This is a genomic window from Kribbella albertanoniae, assembly GCF_004348455.1.
GTDB lineage: Bacteria > Actinomycetota > Actinomycetes > Propionibacteriales > Kribbellaceae > Kribbella > Kribbella albertanoniae.
Genome location: NZ_SMKA01000027.1, coordinates 17,887 through 36,925, shown reverse-complemented (window position 1 = coordinate 36,925; position 19,039 = coordinate 17,887). Strand labels below are relative to the sequence as shown.

The window sequence follows — 19,039 nt, the reverse complement described above, 5'->3', positions numbered from 1 at the left end:
ACTGACCGGATGGACTGGTCGAAAGAGAAGAACGCGCGGCTGCTCGCGGCGGCGTACACAGTGGGTTTTGTGGCGTGGCTGATCGGCCTGCTGATGATTCTGTACGGGCAGTTCGCGGGGGGTTCGATCGCGGGCACGGTGGTGGGCAGCGTGTTGTTCCTGGTCGGCCAGGCGCTGCTCTCGACCGTCGCCTTCACCCTGCGCAGGAACTTTCAGACCAGTACGTCGATGTCCTCGTTCTCGCAGGCCTGGCAACGGTTGGCCCTCGGGCTCGAACTGTCCCCTGCGGTGCGGCTGCTGCTCAAGCGTTAGCAGTACGGCGGGTTCGAGGTGACTGCGGTGGCTACGCGGAGGAAGAGGTTGAAGAGGCGGTAGAGCTGGAGCATGTCGTCCGTGACCGTCACGGTGCGGTCGTCGCGGCGGGTGACGCCGGGGATGGCGGTCAGGTGGGAGGCCACCGAGGCGGACTGCCAGCGGACGCTGAGGGTGCGGGGATCGGGGCCTGCGGCAACAGTCGGCAGTGAGCGGAGGGCTTCGGCGGCACCGGCTGAGATGGCGGCGCGAGCCTCGGCGACCGGGACGAGCTCGGCGGCGAAGCGGTCCTTGGCGAATTTGACCGGGACCGTGTGGATGGCGCCGTTCCAGGCTGTTGCCTCGGCGCAGGCGGTGTCGTCGCCGGTGAGCAGGACCAGCGGGACGCCGTACGACGCGGCGGTCGCCTCGAAGAGGCCTATTTCGCCGGTGACCTGGTCGTCGAGCCAGATGTCCTCGATCTCGTGGCCCATGAAGCTGTGGCTGAGTACGCCGAGGATGCCCGCGCGGGCGTGGAAGCCGACACACAGGACGGCGTCGTACGACGAGGTCAGCCCTTCGATCATGCCCATCGGCTTCGGCCGGCCCTTGATCAACACGGCGCGCGGGTCGAGAAGGTCCGGCAGCAGGTTGCGCATCGGGCCGTGTGCGTCATTCACCAGTACGGCGGTCGCCCCGGCCGCGTAGGCGCCACGGATGGCCGCGTTCACGTCCTCGGTCATCATCACCCGGCCGCGCTCGTAGTCGCGGCCCGGCGGCTGCACGTCCTCGGCATCGACCAGGCCGGTGATGCCCTCCATGTCCGCGCTGATGTAGACCTTCACGACGAGGTGACCTTGGCCGCCTTGTAGGCGCGGACTCCCCAGGTGCCGAGGACGGCCGCGATCACCAGGTTCACCACGATCAGGATCGTGTGGGCGACGTAGTACCCGGTCGGGCGGTCCTCGGTGTCGATCAGCGCCTTGATGAAACGTAGGTACGTCACCACGTTCCAGATCGCGATGCCGAGCAGGACGAAGGCGTGCTTGCGTTCGAGTTTCACCCAGCCATTGTGCCCGGCCGGGTCACGTGCCGGGGCGGTCCACCATGCGCAGCAGTTGGGTGCGATTCGCCACTCCGAAGCGGCGGTAGAGGCGGGTCAGCTGGGACTCGACCGCCTTGACCGACAGGTAGAGCGCGGCGGCGATCTCGCGGTTCGTCGAACCGTCGCGCACCATCGCCACGATCTGCTGCTCGTTGTCGGTCAGCTCGGACGGCTGCCGGCTCCGGCTCGGCACGTCCAGGCGGGCCAGCTCGGTCTCGGCCACCTCGCGCCAGGCGGGAGCGCCGTACGTCTCGAACTGCTCGATCGCGTCCAGGAACGCCGTCCGCGCCACCGAACGACGCCGGGCCTGCCGCGCGACCCGGCCGCGGGTCAGCTCGCAGCGGGCCAGATCCAGCGGGTACACGCGGTCGCCCGCGCTGCTGATCGTCCGCTCCAGCAACTCGAGGGCTGCGGCCGGATCGCCCTGCTTGGCGATCAGCAGCGCCTCCGAACGCGCCAGCCCGATCAGCACGATCGGGCGGTCCAAGGTCGCCGCGCGGGAGCGGATCTCGGCGATCAGGGCGGCCGCGTCGTCGAGCCGACCAGCCGCGACCAGTGCCTCGGCATAGTCCGCGTGCCACGGGATGATCGCGGGGTCGAACGGCATCGCGGCCTCACCGGAATCCGCGATGGAGTCGAAGGCCTCGACGGCTCGCTGCGGGTCACCGGTCAGCACACCGACCAGGCCTTGTACGGCGAGGGCCGGGCCAGTCCACTCGTCATTGCCGACCAGCCGAACACCCTCGAGCGCCGCATCCGCGAGCTGGCGGGCCATTGCCGCCGTACCGCCTGCCCACTCCGCGCGGCTGGCGATGATGAGCCCGACCTCGGCCTCTTCGCCGATGTCCTGCATCAGCTGGTAGCACTCGTGGCCCGCGCTCAACGCCTCGGGGCCACGACCGCTGCGCTCGTAGATCGCGGTGGCCGAGATCAGCACCGAGGCCAGCCAGCGCATCGCGCCGCCGTCGCGGACCTCTTCGACGAGGGCACTGATCGCGGTGATCGCCTCGTCCGTCCGGCCGCGGAACAGCTCGCTCATCGCAGCCATCTGGCGGGCGATCACGACCGCCTTGGTCAACGGCAGGTCGCGGGCCAGCTCAGCAGCCTGGGCCAGCAGGAAGTCTGCGCTCTGGTCGGCCCGGCGAGACATCAGCACCGAGCTGCTCGCGCTCAGCGCGTCGACCAACGCCTCGGTGTCGCCGGACGACCTGGCCAGCGCCTCGGCCACCCGCGCGTGCTCCTGAGCCTCGTCGAGCCGGCGATCGAAGTACGCGCTGTTGCTGAGCCCGATCCGAACCCGCGCCTCGAGCCGATCGTCGCCCTGGGCAACCTCGAAGGCGTCGGCCAGCAGACCGACCCGGCACTCGCGATCCGGCCAGGCCGCGTCGACCTGCAGCAGCAACGCCGGAACCTTGGTCTCAGGACGCGTCGCAGCCTGTACGGCGAGGCGCGCCATCTCAGCGGATTCCGCCAGATGCCCGGCGGCTGCAGCGTCGTCCGAGGCCCTGGTGAGGCGGCGAGCGCGCTCGTCCGGCAGGTTGCCCGGAGTCCGCTCGGCCGCGAGTCGCCAGAGGGTCGCGGCGGCGCCAGGCGCACCACGGCCGGCGGCGACGGCGGCCGCCTCCTCGATGGCGATCGCGAGGTCGGCGTCGGCCTCCTGGGTGGCCAATGCGCGGTGGGTCGCGTTCTCGACCGGTTCGTCGACCACTGCGGCGAGCTGGGCGTGCGCCTGGCGGCGGGCGGCCGACGTGGCTTCGGCGTACACGTACTCCCGGAGAAGCGGGTGGGAGAACCGCAGCCGCTCGGACGCGATGTCGATCAGGCCGAGTGCCTCAGCCTCGGCCAGCTCGGTCTCGATCGGCCGGTCGAGGGACTGCGCGAGCTGAGTGGTCGTCGGGCGCGGGGACGATGCCGCGTGGAGCAGCAGCTCGTGGGCGCCGAGGCTCAGGTCGGAGAGGCGGTCGCCGAGCAGCGTCTTGAGCCGGCTCGACACCGGCAGCGGGTCGTTCGGCGAGACGCCCTGCGGGTGCCGCAGCACCGCCCGACCGAGCTCCAGCGCCATGAACGGGTTGCCGGCGCTCGCGGTGAAGATGCGACGCGCCGTACGGACTGGGAGAGGGCTGGACAGGCGCTGACGCAGCAGACCCAGTACGTCGGGCTCGGTCAGCGGGGGTACCTCCAGCTGCAGCACCGGCTCCGGGCACGCCTCAGCCATCACCGGGAGGTCGCCGTCGGCCACCTGCTCGGTGGCGAGCATGTGCACGCCTTCGGACAGTCGGCGGGCACAGAACGTGAGCACCTCGAGACTGGACGGATCCACCCACTGGATATCGTCGACCACGAGCAGGACGGGCCCATTCGCCGCCAGACGACGCAGTACATGCAGTACGGCGAGGCGGACGGCCAGCTCATCGCGGACTGTGTCCGGAGCGCTCGCCTTGAGCAGGGCCACCTCTAGGGGCTGGCGGAGGTGGTCCGGCAGCACCTGCCAGGCCAGCTCGAGCTGGTTCGAGAGGAGGTCGAGGAGCGTGACATACGGCAGTCCGGCTTCGCTCTGTGACGGAGCGGCGCTCAGAACCCGGCAACCGGCCTTGGTCCGGTCTGCGACCAGCGCTCGCCCCATCGCCGACTTGCCGATGCCGGTCGGACCGTAGAGCAGCACACTGCCGCTGGTCTCGAGCTGCTTCTTCGCACGCTCGACCAGTCCGCTCCGGCCAACCAGCTCGTCGTCAGTCACACAACTCCTCGAAGGATTACCCGTGCCGATTAAAACAGGCAAAGACCGCCCGACACGGCACGTGTCACATGAGGAAACCGTCTCGACACCATCCTGTCACCGGATCCTGCCGTCTCAGAGCGGTCAGCACGGCACGATCGTGCCGGGGCACCAGATGGCGCCCCGGCAAACCTGAAACGTTCAGGACTGGAGTCAGATGACGTCCAGGTCGCGTTCGATGGCGGCTAGTTCGGCTTCGGAGCCCTGGACCTTGGGTCCGGTGAACCAGCGGCGGGCGGAGAGGAACCAGTACGCCGAGGCGAAGCCGAGGACGACCAGGACGGCGATCGGGGTGTAGTTGAAAGTGCTACCGGTGACCGGGCTGACCTGCGGGAGCATGAACAGGACGGTGATGAAGGCGACCCAGATGATCGCGATGATGCCGATCGGGCGGCTCCACCGGCCGAGCGACCAGGGGCCGGGTTTGAAGTTCTTGCCTTGGGCGAGGCGGAGCAGGGTCGGCAGGACATAGGCGATGTAGAGGCCGATGACCGCGATCGACGTGACGGCGGTGTACGCGGTGGTGTTCCAGAGGTACGGCAGGCCGAGGACGAAGGCGCCGCCGGCGGCCAGCCAGATGGCGTTGGTTGGCGTCCGGGTCTTCGGGTTGATCTTGTGCCAGAACGACGAGCCGGGCAGCGCGCCGTCGCGGGAGAACGCGTAGATCATCCGGGAGTTGGCCGTAACCGACGCCATCCCGCAGAAGAGCTGCGCACCGATCACCACGAGCAGCAGGACCTTGCCCATCGTGAGGCCGACCGCGTCGATGAAGATCTGCGCAGGCGGTACGCCGGTTCCGCTCTCAAGGGCGCCGTCGTAGCTCTGGATCGCGAACGTGAGGCCGATCAGCAGTACCCAACCCGCACCCAGCGAGACCAGGATCGACATCACGATGCCACGCGGACCCGAGCGCGCCGCGTCGTGCGTCTCCTCGGTCATGTGCGCGGAAGCGTCGTACCCGGTGAAGGTGTACTGCGCGAGCAGCAGGCCGAGCATGCCGACGTAGAAGGTCGATTCCCAACCGGTGTTGTTGACGAAGTGACCGAAGACGAACCCGGCCGACTGGTGGTTGTCGGGCAGCAGCACGAGCGCGCCGACGATGAACAGGACGCCGACGATGTGCCACCAGACGCTGATGTCGTTCAGCCGGGCGACCAGCTTCACGCCCAGCGAGTTCAGCAGTGCGTGCACCAGCAGGATGATCCCGAACAGCAGGATCGTGTGGCCGGGTGTCGCACTGAAGCCGAACTGCAGGTCCAGGAAGGCGTTCAGGAAGAAGGCGGCACCGAAGTCGATACCCGCCGTCACTGCGACCTGGCCGAGGAAGTTGAACCAGCCGGTGAACCAGGCCCAGGCCGCACCGTTGGACGGCGCGAGCTTGGCCGCCCAGTAGTACAGACCACCCGCGGTCGGGTAGCTCGAGCAGACCTCGGCCATCGCCAGTCCGACGAACAACGTCATCAGCCCGACGAACGGCCAGCCCCAGACGATCATGGCCGGGCCGCCGGTGTTCATCCCGAACCCGTACAGCGTCAGGCAGCCGGACAGGATCGAGATGATCGTGAACGACACCGCGAAGTTCGAGAACCCGGACATCGTCCGCGAGAGTTCCTGCGCGTAACCGAGCTGATGCAGCCGCTGCTCGTCATCGGTCATCGGGGCGGATTCGGCATTGTCCTGGCTCACGAGGGCCTCCTCAATGGTCTTCCGGCAGACCTTTGACACATTGAGACATGCTCACTTGGCAGAGTCAAGCAGTCAGACAAGAAAGGCACGCAGAAGCGTTGCGGTGCCGGAGAGATGTTCCTTCATCGCCTGCCGGGCCCGCTCCGGATCACCGGCCAGAATGGCGTCGACGATCGCGGCGTGCTGGTCGTTGGAGTGCTCGATATTGCGTTCCAGCAAAGGGATTGCGTCGAGCAGTTCGTTCAGCCGCATCCGTACATCGGCGGTCGCCGACGTCAGCGAGGCCGAGCCGGTGACCTCGGCGATCGCGAGATGCAGCCGGGAGTCGAAGCGGCGGTAGTCGGTGAGTTTCGCGGCCGCGGTGTCGGCCAGGCACTTCCGCAGATGGTCTTCCTCGGCGGACGTCAACGCCCGTACGGCGGCGGCTTCGGCGGCCCCGGTCTCCAGGGCGTCGCGCAGGATCAGGGCGTCGTCGAGTCCGTCGCCCAGTTCGCGGGCGATCCGTTTGGCCGGCGTACGGCGGGGTTTCGGCAACTGCGCGTTCACGAACGTACCGCCGTACCGGCCGCGGCGGGATTCGACGAACCCGGCCTCGGTGAGGGCGTGGATCGCCTCCCGCAGCGTGACCCGGCTGACGTTCAGCCGGGTGGCGAGGTCCCGCTCGGCGGGCAGCCGGTCGCCCGGCCGGACCACGCCCAGCTTGATTGCCTGCAGCAACCGTTCGACCGTTTCCTCGAACGGGTTCCCGGTCCGGACCGGCCGGAACACGGCGTCGTCTGCAGGCGTGACCATGGTCGAAGCCTAGAGCGGTGTCACGTAGGCGCCGGAGATGCCGCCGTCGACGAGGAACGTGTTGGCGGTGATGAACGAGGAGTCGTCGCTGGCCAGGAACGCGACCGCGGCCGCGATCTCGTCCGGCTCACCGAACCGCCCCATCGGGACGTGCACCAACCGCCGCTGCGCCCGCTCCGGGTCCTTGGCGAACAACTCGGTCAGCAGCGGCGTGTTCACCGGCCCCGGACAGAGCGCGTTGACCCGGATTCCCTCGCGGGCGAACTCGACACCGAGCTCCCGGCTCATCGCGAGCACGCCGCCCTTCGAGGCCGAGTACGAGATCTGCGAGGTCGCCGCACCCATCACCGCGACGAACGACGCGGTGTTGATGATGGACCCCTTGCCCTGGCGCCGCATGTACGGGATCGCCGCCTTGCAGCACAGGTAGACCGAGGTCAGGTTGACCTCCTGCACCCGGCGCCACGCCTCCAGCCCGGTATCCAGGATCGAGTTGTCGTCGGGCGGCGAAATCCCCGCGTTGTTGAAGGCGATGTCGACGCTGCCGTAGGTGTCGAAGGCCTGCTGGAACAGGTTCTCCACCGCGGCCTGGTCGGTGACATCGGTGGCGACGAACAGCCCACCGACCTCGTCCGCGGCGACCTTCCCGGCGGCCGGGTCGACATCACCGATCACGACCTTGGCGCCTTCCGCCGCGAACCGGCGTACTGTCGCCAGACCGATCCCGCTCGCACCGCCGGTCACCACCGCGACGCGCCCCTCGAGGCGGCTCGCCTTGACGTCAGTCATTCAGTCCTCCGTGCTGATGAAGATGTTCTTGGTTTCGGTGAACGCGGCCAGCGCGTCCGGACCGAGCTCGCGGCCGAGCCCGGACTGCTTGTAGCCGCCGAACGGTGTCGAGTACCGCACCGACGAATGCGAGTTGACCGACAGGTTGCCGGCCTCGACGCCCCGGCTGACCCGGAGAGCGCGGCCGACGTCGCGGGTCCAGATCGAGCCGGACAGGCCGTACTCGGAGTCGTTCGCCTGCTTCAACGCATCGGCCTCGTCGTCGAACGGCACCACGCTGACGACTGGGCCGAAGATCTCGTCGGGTACGACATGGCCGAGTACGGTCGGCGGGAACCAGTAGCCGGGGCCTTCCGGCGCAGTGCCCTGGAAGAGCGGATTCTCGACGTACGACGTGACGCGGTCGTGCTGTTGCCGCGAGATGAGGGGGCCCATCTCGGTGGCCGGATCGGCCGGGTCGCCGACCTTGAACGCCTTCACCGCGGGCTCCAGCAGCTCGAGGAAGCGGTCGTGGACCGAGCGCTCCACCAGGATTCGCGAGCGGGCACAGCAGTCCTGGCCAGCGTTGTCGAAGACGCCGTACGGCGCCTGGGCCGCGGCCTTCTCGAGATCCGCGTCGGCGAACACGATGTTGGCGGACTTGCCGCCCAGCTCGAGCGTCACCCGCTTCACCTGGTCCGCGCAGCCGGCCATGATCTGCTTGCCGACCTTGGTCGACCCGGTGAAGACGACCTTCCGTACGGCGGGATGCGTCACGAACCGTTGCCCGACGACCGTGCCGGCACCGGGGATGATCTCCAGCACGCCTGGCGGCAGGCCGGCTTCCAGCGCGAGTTCACCGAGGCGGATCGCGGTCAGGGGGGTGAGCTCGGCCGGTTTGAGGACGACTGTGTTGCCTGCGGCAAGGGCCGGGGCGAAACCCCAGCCGGCGATCGGCATCGGGAAGTTCCACGGGACGATCACGCCGACGACGCCGAGCGGTTCCTGGAAGGTGACATCGATGCCGCCGGCAACAGGAATCTGCTTGCCGAACAGGCGTTCCGGGGCGGCCGAGTAGTAGGTGAGCACGTCGCGGACGTTGCCGGCCTCCCAGCGCGCGTTGCCGATGGTGTGACCGGCGTTCTCAACCTCCAGCGCTGCAAGGTGTTCGAGGTCGCCGTCGACCGCGTCGGCGAACCTTCTGAGCAGCCGCCCGCGGTCGGCCGGAGTGACGTTCCGCCAGGTCCCGAAGGCCTTAAGAGCCTTGGCGATCGCCGCGTCGGTCTGCTCGACGGTCGCGAGCTCGATCGTGCGGACGACCTTCTCCGTGGCCGGGTTGATCACGTCGTACGTCATGACTGGTGTCTCCTGGATGCGTCGATCAGCGCGATGAACAAGCGCAGATCCTCGGGGTTCTCCTCCGGATGCCACTGCACGCCGAGCGCGAAATCGTGGCCGTCCACCTCGGCGGCCTCGACCGTCCCGTCGTCTGCCCGCGCGGTGACCTTCAGCGTGGGCGCAACGGCGTCGAGCGCCTGATGGTGATAGCAGTCGCCGCCGGCGTGCTCGCCGAGGATCTGCGCGGTGAGCGTACCCGGCTCGACCTTCACCTCGGTCCGCCCGAAGACCGCGGGACTCGGCCGATGCCCGTCGTTCGCGACGATCTCGGGCAGGTGCTGATGCAGCGTGCCGCCGAGCGTGACGTTGAGCATCTGCAGGCCGCGGCAGATCGCGAGCAGCGGCAACTCAGCATCGAGGGCAGCACGGATCAGGATGGACTCGTGGTCGTCGCGCCCGGGGCGGGTATCAGCCGTTTCAGGATGCGGTACGGCGTTGTAGGCGCCCGGGTCGACGTCGCAGCCGCCCGCGATGATCAGGCCATCGAGCAGGTCGAGGACGCTCGGGTCGGTCCCGACCGGGGGCAGCAGGAGCGGTACGCCGCCGGCCGCGACCACCGCGTCCAGGTAGACGCGCGGAAGCAGGGCCGCGTCGCGCTTCCAGATCCCCCAACTGGCCGGTTCGAGGTACGTCGTGATGCCGATCCGCGGCCGGTCAGAGGCGCTCGAAGCCACGGATCCGCTCCCAGTCGGTGACAGCGGCGTCGTACGCATCGAGCTCGACGCGGGCCGCGTTCGTGTAGTGGTCGACCATCTCGTCACCGAACGCCTCGCGCGCGATCCGCGAACCGGTGAACAGGGCCGCGGCCTCTCTGAGGGTCGACGGCACGTGGTCCTTGTCGGACTCGTAGGCGTTGCCCTCCAGCATCGGTTCGAGCTCCAGCTCGTTCTCGATCCCGTGCAGGCCGGCGGCGATGATCGCGGCCACGGCGAGATACGGGTTCACGTCACCGCCGGGCAGACGGTTCTCCACCCTCAGCGATTCGCCATGCCCGACCACGCGCAACGAGCACGTGCGGTTGTCGAGTCCCCACGCGACCGCGGTCGGCGCGAAGCTGCCTTCGACGAATCGCTTGTAGGAGTTGATGTTCGGCGCGAGTAGATACGTGAACTCCGGCAGGCAGGCGAGTTGGCCGGCGATGAAGCGCTCCATCACCTCGGAGAACCCGTTCTCGCGGTCCCCCGCCAGTACGGCGTCGCCGTCGGTCGACCGGAAGCTCAGATGGATGTGACACGAGTTGCCCTCGCGCTCGTCGTACTTGGCCATGAACGTCAGGCTCTTGCCGTGCTGCGCGGCAATCTCCTTCGCCCCGGTCTTGTAGATCGAGTGGTTGTCACACGTCTTGAGGGCCTGGTCGTACCGGAACGCGATCTCGTGCTGCCCGAGATTGCATTCCCCCTTCGCCGACTCGACGTACAGACCGGCCCCGGTCATCCCGTTCCGGATCGCGCGGAGCAGTGGCTCGACGCGCGCCGTACCGAGGAGTGAGTAGTCGACGTTGTACTGGTTCCCCGGCGTCAGGCCCTGGTAGCGCTTGTCCCACGCCGCCTCGAACGTGTCGTCGAAGACGATGAACTCCAGCTCCGTCCCGACATACGCCTCCATCCCCCGCGCCGCCAACCGCTCCAACTGCTTCCTGAGCACCTGCCTCGGGGAGGCCACAACCGGCGTACCGTCCAGCCACTGCACATCACACAGCACCATGGCCGTCCCCTCCAACCACGGCACCAGCCTGAGTGTGTCCAGATCCGGCGCCATCACCAGATCGCCGTACCCACTGGCCCACGAAGACATCGCGTACCCGTCGACAGTGTTCATGTCGACATCAACCGCCAGCAGGTAGTTGCACCCCTCGGTCCCGTGCCGCAGCACCTCCTCCACGAAGTACCGCCCCCCACACCGCTTCCCCTGCAACCGCCCCTGCATATCCGTGATCGCCACCAGAACGGTGTCGACCTCCCCCTTGGCCACCAGATCCCGAAGCTCCTGCACACCCAGCTGACCGCTCACAGCGCTCCTCACTCCAATGGTCTACCAACGATCCATTGACTCAAGCCCCGGCCCTGTTGTCAATGCAGAGCGGCCGTGATCAGCGGTACGGCGGCGTGGTGGTGCCGTGGCACTGGGGGGTCAGGAATTGGTTGGCACTTGGCGGGGTGGTGCGGAAAATCGGGGGATTCGGCCGCACCGCCCAGCGGCCCGCCTCTGGAGGACGCTTTATGCGCTCTTTCGTTACTCGTCCCCGCGCCCTGGCCGTGTTGCTGGCCGGTGGGGCGCTCGCTTTCAGTCCGCTCGGTGGTACGGCGACCGCGCAGCTGCCGGTTGATCAGACCGCGAACCCGTGTTTGACGCCGGCCGAGGGACCGGCTGCTCGTGGTGGCTTCGGGAAGGATCATCGGGAGATGTCCGCGGCCGAGCAGAAGTCGATCGAGGCCCGGACCGCCGAGCTGCTGAAGGCCAAGCAGGCGCGTGGGCTGGCCCCGAAGGCCGGGAAGCTCGCGGCAGCCAACGTGCCGGTGTACATCCACGTGATGCGGTCGAGCAGTGGTGCCGGTGATGTCACCGCGACCCAGATCAGCCAGCAGATCGCCGAGCTGAACCAGAACTTCGCCGGTGGTGAGTCCAGCCAGGCCGCGAACACCGGGTTCACGTTCACGCTGGCCGGGACCTACCGGTACAACAACGACACGTGGCACCGGGACGGCCAGAGCACGACGTACCGGGCGCAGACCCGCAAGGGTGGCAAGAACGCGCTGAACGTCTGGCTGGTCAACTTCTCCTACCTCGGGATCGCGACCTTCCCGTGGGACTACGCGAGCAACCCGAGCATCGACGGGATCCGCGTGCAGTACACGTCCCTGCCGGGTGGTTCGGCGACGAACTTCAACCTCGGCAAGACCGCGACGCACGAGGCCGGGCACTGGTTCGGGCTCTACCACACGTTCCAGGGTGGCTGCACGAGCACGAACGACGGGGTTGCCGACACCCCGGCTCAGGGCAGCTCGTCGAGCGGTTGCCCGACCGGCCGCGACTCCTGCTCACTGTCTGGCCTGGACCCGATCCACAACTACATGGACTACTCGTACGACTCTTGCTACAACCAGTACACGCCCGGGCAGAGCACCCGGATCAGCAACATGTGGACGGCGTACCGGGCCTGACCGGAACACGCGGCCTGTGCCTCGTCAAGGAACGTTGGTGCCTCTAGCGGTGGTCCAGTCGTTCGCTGGCAAGGCGGAGGAGGAGCGCGATGCGGAGCATCTCGCGACGACGACAACGCAGCCAGCGGGCGTCTGGGGCGCCGCTAGAGGTGCCGAACGTTTCTTGACGAGGCACGAGATGACGGTTGCCCTTTTGGGCGTCTAGGCTGCCGCCGATGCGTTTGCTTCTGACGGCCTGCGCGACCACCGCTTTGGTGGTCGCGCAGCCGCTGACAGCGACCGCCGCCGAGCAAGCACCGGTCGGCGGCGCGCTGATGACGACGAAGCCGACGGTGGTCGCCGCCGGTGCGACGCCGCCGGCTGTGCAGGCATCGGCCTGGGTCGTCGCCGACATCGACACCGGCCAGGTGCTGGCCGCGAAGGCGCCGCACGCGAAGTTGCGGCCCGCGAGCACGCTCAAGGCGCTGACCGCGCTGGTGCTACTACCTCGGCTGAAGAAGACCGATCAGGTGACCGGCACGGACGCCGACGCGAACATCGTCGGCAGCAAGGTCGGGATCTCCCCCGGGCTGCGCTACTCGGTCAACCTGCTCTTCGAGGGCATGTTCCTCGCCTCCGGCAACGACGCCGTACACGCACTCTGCGAGCACGACGACGGCGGTACGGCGGGGACCATCCAGCGGATGAACGCCAAGGCCAAGGATCTCGGCGCGCTCGACACCACTGTCACGGACCCGACCGGGCTCGATGCGGACGGTCAGTACTCCAGCGCCTACGACCTCGCTTTGTTCGCCCAGGCGGGACTCGGGCGGCCGGACTTCGCGAAGTACGCGAAGACGAAGTTCACGAACTACCCGCTGACCACCAAAGGCACCTACCAGGTCGCGAACCAGAACAAACTGCTCTTCAAGTACGACGGCGCCCTCGGCATCAAGACCGGCTACACCACGCTCGCCCGGAACACGTTCATCGGCGCGGCCCGGCGGGACGGTCACACCCTGGTCGTGACGATGATGAACGCCCCGCACGGCATCACCGAGGACGCGAGCAAGCTGCTGAGCTGGACGTTCAAGAACTACGACAAGCTCAGCCCGGTCGGCTCCCTGGTCAAGCCCGTCGCACCCCCGAAGGAAGCCACCGGCCCCGCCGACGGACAGCCGCAGGCAGCCGGCCCGATCCCCCCAAGCCGCCGTACGACGGACAAACAGCTCCGCACGGTCAACTCGTTCTTCGTCAGCACGCCCGTCTGGTTCTGGGCCGCACCCCCAGTCCTCCTCCTCGGCCTCTTCCTGAAGCGCCCGCGGAGACGCCGCCACTAACGTCCGAAGACACGCCGACCACGCCCTCCGTTCCTTCGGACGCTGTGGGTTTTAGCGGCGGGTGGAGCGGGCTGCTTTGGCTAGTTGTACGGCGATGGTGGTGACGGCCATGCCTAGTACGGCGCCGGCGGCGACGGCGACTGTGTCGGCCTTCTTCTGGGGGATGGGGACGACTTTGTAGCGTTTGCCGGGTGGGCCCAGCAGGAGGGGCTCTTCGACGGACATGCCGGCCGGGAGGGGTGCTTCGGAGATGCGGAGGCGGGCGGTGTCGTCGGTCTCGCGGGCGATCGCGTCGAGGCCGGCTTCCTTGGTCCACGCGGCGATCAGCATGATGACGCGGGTCATCAGGTAGATCCAGACCAGCAGCGCGAGCGGGAGGGCCAAGGCGCCGTACGCCGCGTTGGAACCGAGCACGTGTTTCACGTACACGTTGCCGAGCTTCTGGGCCAGGTAGAAGAGGATGCCACCCGCGAGGGCCGCGATCAGCATCACCTTGCGGGGCAGGATGATCCGCGGCAAGGCGGTCTGCAGGTAGAGGAAGAGCAGCGCGCCGGCCGCGATGCCGAGGACGAGGCTGATCGCGTCGAGACCCCAGTTCGCGAGCCAGGTGCCATCGAGGTCGGCCGCGGCGACGATCCGCTCCGACAACCCGGTCAGGATCGACGACGCGCCGGTACCGACCGCGCCGATCACGCCGAGGCCGATCAGCGCACCGAGATCCGCGAGCTTGAGCTGGATCGCGTTACCAGGCTGGTCGTCGAGCTCGTGCATCGAGCGGATCGACGCGCGCAGGGAGTCGATCCAGCCGAGCCCGGTGAAGAGCAGCGAGATGCCGGAGATCAGCCCGATCGTGCCCGCGTTGGCGATCAGCGAGTCGATGTCGATCTTGTCGCCGATCCCGGGCAGGTTCTCCTGCAGCGCCTTCTTCAATCCCGAGATCGCCGAGCTGCCCAGTAGCGGACCAGTAACGGCCGCGGCCAGGACGATCAGCGGGAACAACGACAGGAAGCCGAAGAAACTCGTTGCCCCGGCCAACCGGTTGCCCCGGCGATCGCCGTACCGTTGCCACGCCCGCCAGATCTGGGTGCGCGCGAAGCGCCTCCAGACAGCCTTGATGTTCATGACGCTCCTGTACCCAGGGAAAGGTAGCTCAGCCTGTCAGGGGAAATGAGCGCTGCGGGCGCCACACGCCGTCGGCACCGTGTTCGTAACGGTCGAAGGCCGTGACGTCGAAGGCGCAGTCGTACTCCGACAGGGTGTCGTACGCGCGGTCGAGCGCGTCCTTCTCCAAGTCGTGGGCCACCGTGACATGCGGGTGGTACGGGAACCGGAGATCCACCGCCAACGGACCCGACCGGACCTGGGACTGCAGGACCTCACACGACGAGATGCCCTCGGCCAGCGGTACGAACACGACCGGCGAGATCGGCCGGAAGGTCGCCGTACCGCGGAGCCGGATCCGGAAGCTCGGGAACCGGGCGGCCACCTCGAGCAGGTGCTCGTCGATCGATGCCAGGGCCGCGTCGTCGATCTCGGTCGGCGGCAGCAGCGTCACATGGGTCGGGATCGAGGCGGCCATCGGATCGCCGAACTCGGCCCGGTACTTCTGCAGCTCCGAGCCGAACGGTTCCGCGATCGGGATCGCAACCCCGATCGTCGCCACTACTTGCCTGCCCCGGGGACGAAGCCGAGCCGGTCGTAGACCCGGGTCAGCGTCCGCTCGGTGACCGCGCGGGCCCGCTCGGCGCCGGCCGCCAGGATCGCGTCCAGCTGGGCCTTGTCGTCCAGGTAGGCCAGCGTCTTCTCGCGGAACGGGGTGACGAACTCGACCACGACCTCGGCCAGGTCCTTCTTGAAGTCGCCGTACCCGCGACCGGCGTACTCGTCCTCGAGCTCGCTGATCTTCTTACCGGTCAGCGCCGAGTAGATGGTCAGCAGGTTGGCCACGCCGGCCTTGTTCTCCGGGTCGAAGATCACGTCGCGGCCGGAGTCGGTGACCGCGGAACGGATCTTCTTCGCGCTCACCTTGGGGTCGTCGAGCAGGTCGATGATCCCGGCCGGCGAGGACGACGACTTGCTCATCTTCGCGGTCGGGTCCTGCAGGTCCGCGATCTTGGCGGTTTCCTTGACGATGTACGGCTCGGGCAGCCGGAAGGTCTTGCCGAACCGGTGGTTGAAGCGGCCCGCGAGGTCGCGGGTCAGCTCCAGGTGCTGGCGCTGGTCCTCACCGACCGGGACGCGGTCGGCCTGGTAGATCAGGATGTCCGCGGCCTGCAGGATCGGGTACGTGAACAGGCCGACGGTCGCCCGGTCGGCCCCACCCTTCGCGGACTTGTCCTTGAACTGCGTCATCCGGCTGGCCTCACCGAACCCGGTGATACACCCCAGCACCCAGCCCAGCTGCGCGTGCTCAGGCACGTGCGACTGGACGAACAGCGTCGACCGCTCCGGATCGATCCCGGCCGCGAGCAGCTGGGCCACCGACCGCCGGGTCCGCTCCCGCAGCGCCTTCGGCTCGTACTCCACCGTGATCGCGTGCAGATCGACCACGCAGTAGAACGCCTCGTGGTCGTCCTGCAGCGCCACCCACTGCCGCACCGCCCCGAGGTAGTTGCCGAAGTGGAAGGAGTCCGCCGTCGGCTGGATCCCGGACAGCACCCGGGGGCGCCGCTCGGTTCCGGCTGCGGAGGGGTCAGGCGCAGCAAGGGACATACCCCCGATTCTGCCAGCGCCCCGGTCCTCGTTCACACCGGGTCACCCCCGAGGGTCATACAGTCCGCGTTATGAGTTCACGCACCGCTGTGGTCGTCCCCGGCGGCCAGAACGGCCCGAGCGCACCACTACCCATGTACGCCGCAGATGCCGCGGAGCAGCGGGGTGCGCAGATCCACCGGATCTGGTGGGACGAGCCAGACCGTCCGTTGACGCTGACCGAAGCGGAACGCGGCCCCTGGGTCGTGCCACAGGTGGAACGCGCCTTGTCCGTCACCGACGGTGAGGTCCTGCTCATCGGCCGATCGCTGGGCAGCTATGCCAGTCCGCTCGTCGCCGACCGGGGCCTGCCGGCGGTGTGGCTGAGCCCGATCCTGACCGATCCGTGGGTCGTGGACGGGCTGCGTCGCGCGACAGCGCCGTTCCTGGTCGTCGGCGGTACGGCGGACGCCTTGTGGGACTCCGCCGTCGCGCGCGAACTGACGCCGTACGTGCTGGAGGTGCCGGAGGCCAGCCACGGGATGTACGTCCCGGGCCGGCTCGCGGCGTCGGCCGCCGTACTGGGGCAAGTGGCGACGGCCGTGGAGGACTTCCTCGACGAGGTCGTCTGGCCTTAGGCGTTGGTGGCGGGGTTGCCGTCGAGGGCGGCGGCGAGCTTGGGGACCAGCTTCTCGAGGACGATCGGGAGGCTGAGGACCGAGACGAAGCTGGTCGCGCCGTAGAACAGGTCGTTGTAGTCCTCCTCGATGAAGATCTCCCGCGCCTCGGTGCGGGCCTTGAGGTTCTTCAGCAGCGGGTCGGCCTTCAGCTTGGCGGTCCCGTCCTTGGCCGGGAACCAGACCAGGACCTGCTGGTCGAACAGGCCGATCTTCTCGGCGCTGATGTTGGCACCGAACTTGTCACCGACCAGCTTGTCCATCTCCGGCGGCATCACGAGACCAAGGTCGGCGAGCACCTTCGAGCGCGGGTCCTGTGGGCCGTAGACGAAGTAGCCCTCCCACGGCGAGGCCATCAGGCCGGTCTTGCCCTTGAACTCGGGGTGCGCGGCGCGCGCCTCCTCGAACTTCTTCTCGACGCCCGTGACCAGCTCATCGGCCGCCTTCGGCTTGCCGACGGCCTGCCCGATGGTCCGGGTGACGGTCTGCCAGGTGACGCTGTAGTCCGCGCTGCCGTCGGCCGGCTGCGCGATCGTCGTCGCGATCGCCGTCAGCTTCTTGTAGTCGTCCGCGGTGATCGACGAGTACAGACCGACGATCAGGTCCGGCTGCAATGCGGCCAGCTTCTCGAACTGGATGCCGTCCTTGTCGCTCAGCACCGTCGGCAACGCGCCGCTGCCGAGCTTCTCCTTGGCCCAGGGGAACAGCGCACCCGGCTTCTCGCCGAACCACTCGGTGGTGCCGACCGGTACGACGCCCAGCGCGAGCAGCGCGTCCTGTTCGATCAGGCCGACCGCGACGACGCGCTTCGGCGACTCCTTGATCACGGCGTCGCCGTACTTGTTCTTGATCGTGACGGGGTACGCCCCCGCCTCGACCCCACCCTGCGTCTGGCCGTCGGCCGCCGCGGGTTCCTTGGCTTCGGCGCCACAGGCGGTCAGGGCGAGCAGGGGTACGACGAGCAGCACGAGCGGGCGCAGCAGGTTGCGCATCGGGACCTCACAGGGGGTGAACGTTTAGGTTGCCCTAACCTAATCTATTCACGCTCGGTGATACTTGGTGACTGCCTTGTCCTTCTTCAACTCGTCGGCCGCCAGCTGGATCTTCCCGCTCCAGTCGGACACCGGTACGCCGCCGGCCAGGAACTCGCCGGTCGCCTGGGCCGCGGCCGTGGCGAACGCCGGGTACCAGCTGTCGAAGTACCACGTGATCGCCTGATCCCCGGCCGCACCGAGCAGATCACGGGCGGAGCGCAACGCCGTACCGATCTCCAGCCCGTCGGCCGCACCACGAACGATCGTGAGCTGGTTGGCCTCCGTGGTCACCTGCGCGGCGACATCCCGCGACAGCGCGGCCCGCAGGAACTCCAGCCCACCGGCCTTGTTCTTCGCCTTCTCGGCCACCAGGTACGGCGCGGTCGCGGCGACGTGGAGTCCACGCGGCAAGGCGGTTGAGCCGTCCAGCGGCGGTACGGCGAACATGGTCAGCGCGAAGTTGGCCGGGATCGATGCCCTCATCTCGTTCTCGAGCCAGTTCCCGCACGGCAGCATCCCGGCTTTGTTTGCCAGGAACCGTTTCTGGGCCGCGATGTGGTCGTACTTCGCACTGCCCGGCGCGAGCAGCCCGCGCTTCACCAGCTCACCGACAGCGGAGATCGCCCGGATCATGGCGGAGTCGCGCCAGGCGCCGTCCTCCAGGTTGTCGATCCGCTTCACCACGTCATGCCCGCCGGCCTTCGCGGCCAGCGTGAGCACCAGCTCCAGCACGTAGTACGGATGGTTGCCCGGGTACACGAACGCCCCGAGCCCGGCACCCTTCATTTCGGTGCCCAGGGCAAGCAACTGCGGCCAGGTCCGGGGCACGTCCCACCCATGCCGCTGGAACAATGCGGCCGAATACCAGAGCCCGTACACGGTCGCGACATAGTTGATGGTCCGCTGCGTCCCGTCGTACTGCCCGGACTCCAGCATCCCCGGCAGGATCCCGTCCGAGACCTTCGCCTTATCGTTGTCCCAGGCCGGCGCATCCAGCACACCCCGCAGATCCGCGAGCTGCCCCTGCGCCACCAGCCGCGGCAACTCCAGCGGCTTGGCACCGGCATTCAGTACGACGTCCGGCGGGCCACCGGCCTGGAACCGCGTCAGCACCTTGTCCCGCAACAACGGATCCACCACCGACGTGACCGACGCACTCGGATACTTCTTCCGGTACGCCGCCGCCGCGAACCCGCCGTACTCGGCTCCTGCCACCACGTCGAGGGGCAACGATCCCGGATCAACAGTAGGAACGCTCACCGGCGTATCCGTCGAGCATCCGCTCAGTACGGCGCCGGCGAGCGCTCCTTGGAGAACTGTCCGCCGTTTCAGCATCCAGGC

18 protein-coding genes are annotated in these 19,039 nt (G+C 68.1%); 4 read left to right on the top strand and 14 right to left on the bottom strand.

Annotation, left to right across the window (positions count from 1 at the left end):
• Window positions 1-9: 9 nt before the first annotated feature.
• The gene (locus E1261_RS09590) at window positions 10-312 is read left to right on the top strand and encodes a hypothetical protein (RefSeq protein WP_132404935.1); all 303 of its coding nucleotides are present in this window, start codon (window positions 10-12) and stop codon (window positions 310-312) included.
• Here the strand turns inward: E1261_RS09590 and E1261_RS09585 are convergent.
• The 9 genes from E1261_RS09585 to E1261_RS09545 form a co-directional block, all read right to left on the bottom strand.
• Window positions 309-1,136 (bottom strand): M55 family metallopeptidase, encoded by an 828-nt coding sequence (locus tag E1261_RS09585; RefSeq protein WP_132404933.1) that lies wholly within the window; start codon window positions 1,134-1,136, stop codon window positions 309-311. The genes E1261_RS09590 and E1261_RS09585 overlap by 4 nt on opposite strands.
• Window positions 1,133-1,354 carry an SCO4848 family membrane protein gene (locus E1261_RS09580; RefSeq protein WP_132404931.1) on the bottom strand — a complete coding sequence of 74 codons (222 nt, stop codon included), beginning with the start codon at window positions 1,352-1,354 and terminating at the stop codon, window positions 1,133-1,135. Before E1261_RS09580 ends, E1261_RS09585 begins: the two co-directional genes overlap by 4 nt.
• Window positions 1,355-1,376: 22 nt before the next feature.
• Window positions 1,377-4,133, bottom strand: a complete 2,757-nt coding sequence (locus tag E1261_RS09575) for a helix-turn-helix transcriptional regulator (RefSeq protein ID WP_132404929.1) — start codon at window positions 4,131-4,133, stop codon at window positions 1,377-1,379.
• A gap of 192 nt (window positions 4,134-4,325) precedes the next feature.
• Entirely contained in the window at window positions 4,326-5,858 is a 1,533-nt protein-coding gene (locus E1261_RS09570) for an amino acid permease (RefSeq protein WP_238176093.1), read from the bottom strand.
• 72 nt (window positions 5,859-5,930) lie between these two features.
• Window positions 5,931-6,650: a FadR/GntR family transcriptional regulator gene (locus E1261_RS09565; RefSeq protein ID WP_132404927.1), complete on the bottom strand. Its 720-nt coding sequence runs from the start codon at window positions 6,648-6,650 to the stop codon at window positions 5,931-5,933.
• A gap of 9 nt (window positions 6,651-6,659) precedes the next feature.
• Window positions 6,660-7,439, bottom strand: coding sequence for a 3-oxoacyl-ACP reductase (locus tag E1261_RS09560; RefSeq protein ID WP_132404925.1), 780 nt, complete (start codon window positions 7,437-7,439; stop codon window positions 6,660-6,662).
• Window positions 7,440-8,774, bottom strand: coding sequence for an aldehyde dehydrogenase family protein (locus E1261_RS09555; protein ID WP_132404923.1), 1,335 nt, complete (start codon window positions 8,772-8,774; stop codon window positions 7,440-7,442).
• Window positions 8,771-9,490 (bottom strand): gamma-glutamyl-gamma-aminobutyrate hydrolase family protein, encoded by a 720-nt coding sequence (locus E1261_RS09550; RefSeq protein WP_132404921.1) that lies wholly within the window; start codon window positions 9,488-9,490, stop codon window positions 8,771-8,773. The genes E1261_RS09555 and E1261_RS09550 overlap by 4 nt, the downstream gene beginning before the upstream one ends.
• On the bottom strand, window positions 9,471-10,826 hold the full coding sequence (locus tag E1261_RS09545; RefSeq protein ID WP_202874532.1) for a glutamine synthetase family protein: 1,356 nt from the start codon (window positions 10,824-10,826) through the stop codon (window positions 9,471-9,473). Before E1261_RS09545 ends, E1261_RS09550 begins: the two co-directional genes overlap by 20 nt.
• A 209-nt stretch (window positions 10,827-11,035) precedes the next feature.
• Between E1261_RS09545 and E1261_RS09540 the strand changes: the two genes are divergently transcribed.
• A complete protein-coding gene (locus E1261_RS09540) occupies window positions 11,036-11,977 on the top strand; it encodes a zinc metalloprotease (protein WP_132404919.1) in 942 nt (313 codons plus the stop codon).
• Between the two features lie 215 nt (window positions 11,978-12,192).
• Window positions 12,193-13,296, top strand: coding sequence for a D-alanyl-D-alanine carboxypeptidase family protein (locus tag E1261_RS09535; RefSeq protein WP_132404917.1), 1,104 nt, complete (start codon window positions 12,193-12,195; stop codon window positions 13,294-13,296).
• 51 nt (window positions 13,297-13,347) lie between these two features.
• On the opposite strand, the gene E1261_RS09530 is transcribed toward E1261_RS09535, so the two are convergent.
• Genes E1261_RS09530 through trpS form a run of 3 tightly spaced genes read right to left on the bottom strand, consistent with a single transcriptional unit; the run spans window position 13,348 to window position 16,008 of the window.
• The gene (locus E1261_RS09530; RefSeq protein WP_132404915.1) at window positions 13,348-14,418 is read right to left on the bottom strand and encodes a YihY/virulence factor BrkB family protein; all 1,071 of its coding nucleotides are present in this window, start codon (window positions 14,416-14,418) and stop codon (window positions 13,348-13,350) included.
• Between the two features lie 28 nt (window positions 14,419-14,446).
• A complete protein-coding gene (locus E1261_RS09525) occupies window positions 14,447-14,959 on the bottom strand; it encodes a 2'-5' RNA ligase family protein (RefSeq protein ID WP_132404913.1) in 513 nt (170 codons plus the stop codon).
• The gene (trpS, locus tag E1261_RS09520; protein ID WP_132404911.1) at window positions 14,959-16,008 is read right to left on the bottom strand and encodes a tryptophan--tRNA ligase; all 1,050 of its coding nucleotides are present in this window, start codon (window positions 16,006-16,008) and stop codon (window positions 14,959-14,961) included. Before trpS ends, E1261_RS09525 begins: the two co-directional genes overlap by 1 nt.
• A 71-nt stretch (window positions 16,009-16,079) precedes the next feature.
• Here trpS and E1261_RS09515 point away from each other — a divergent pair, with 71 nt between their 5' ends.
• Window positions 16,080-16,625, top strand: a complete 546-nt coding sequence (locus tag E1261_RS09515; protein WP_132404909.1) for an alpha/beta hydrolase — start codon at window positions 16,080-16,082, stop codon at window positions 16,623-16,625.
• Here E1261_RS09515 and E1261_RS09510 read toward each other — a convergent pair.
• Together E1261_RS09510 and ngcE are read right to left on the bottom strand one after the other, a co-directional pair.
• On the bottom strand, window positions 16,622-17,656 hold the full coding sequence (locus tag E1261_RS09510; protein ID WP_132404907.1) for an iron-siderophore ABC transporter substrate-binding protein: 1,035 nt from the start codon (window positions 17,654-17,656) through the stop codon (window positions 16,622-16,624). The genes E1261_RS09515 and E1261_RS09510 overlap by 4 nt on opposite strands.
• Window positions 17,657-17,704: 48 nt before the next feature.
• Complete coding sequence (gene ngcE, locus E1261_RS09505) at window positions 17,705-19,033, bottom strand: N-acetylglucosamine/diacetylchitobiose ABC transporter substrate-binding protein (RefSeq protein WP_132404905.1); 1,329 nt, start codon at window positions 19,031-19,033, stop codon at window positions 17,705-17,707.
• Window positions 19,034-19,039: the final 6 nt, after the last annotated feature.